The sequence below is a fragment of the Nonomuraea sp. NPDC003201 genome (assembly GCF_053590415.1).
Genome location: NZ_JBSFTC010000498.1, coordinates 4,633 through 5,512, shown reverse-complemented (window position 1 = coordinate 5,512; position 880 = coordinate 4,633). Strand labels below are relative to the sequence as shown.

1 protein-coding gene and 1 pseudogene are annotated in these 880 nt (G+C 70.6%); both read left to right on the top strand.

Annotation, left to right across the window (positions count from 1 at the left end):
* A pseudogene (locus ACWDX9_RS58970) lies at positions 1–330 on the top strand (alkaline phosphatase family protein); the annotation flags it as partial.
* A 64-nt stretch (positions 331–394) separates the two neighbouring features.
* On the top strand, positions 395–640 hold the full coding sequence (locus tag ACWDX9_RS58965) for a phosphotransferase (RefSeq protein WP_449972312.1): 246 nt from the start codon (positions 395–397) through the stop codon (positions 638–640).
* The last annotated feature ends 240 nt before the right edge of the window (positions 641–880 follow it).

Here is an 880-nt window from a genome sequence, read left to right as displayed (position 1 = left end):
TACTGGCTCTCCGACGACCGCGCCCCCGATTTCGCCAGGCTCGTGGACATCCACCGCAAACCCGGCTACGACCCCGCCGAGCTGTTCATGAACCCGCGTGACCCGTTCGTCAAGCTCCGCGCCGCCACGGCGCTGGCCAAGAAGAAACTGGGCTTCCGCTACACGATGCCGGTGGTGCCGCTCGACCCGGCGCCGGTCCGGGGCAGCCACGGCCGCCTGCCCGACAGCCCCGACGACGGCCCGCTGATCATCGGCCCCCTCGACCGCGACCGCTACGAGGCGACCGAGGTCAAGGAGCTGCTGGCCGGCCTGGCCCGGCGAAGCCGCTGACCGCGCACCTCGAAAACGCCTGGTTGGGCCGGTACAGCTGCTGATCTAAGGCGACGACCGTCCGCTGTGGCAGGGGCACGACCGCTTCCAGGACGCGCTCGCGGCCCTGGTCGTTCGAGCCGCGGCCCGGCACGGCTCCGCGCTGGCTGTGCGTGTGCCGGACTTCAGCCCGGGGGTCGAGCGCACGCTGGACGCCCTTCGGTCGCTTCCCGATGCTCCTGTCACAGCGATCCACGGTGACCTCGTGCCGCCCAACATCCACACCGACGCCGCCGGCCGGCCCGTCGCCGTCCTGGACTTCGGCTTCTAGACGAGGACGGGCACTTCCGGTGGTGTGCCGAACAGCTGCGCCACAACACCGTGGTCTCGTGACCACGGCCACTCGTTGATCGCTGAGCCCCTGTGGCTCGCGCGGCCCCCGATCGGGGCCGCGCGAGGGTGGGGACGGTTGGCCTCAGACGCGGGTCCAGCGCTGGTTGGTTCCTCCGTTGCAGGTCCAGATGCGCATCTTGGTGCCGTTGGCGGTGCCGTTGACGTCCAGGCACTTGTT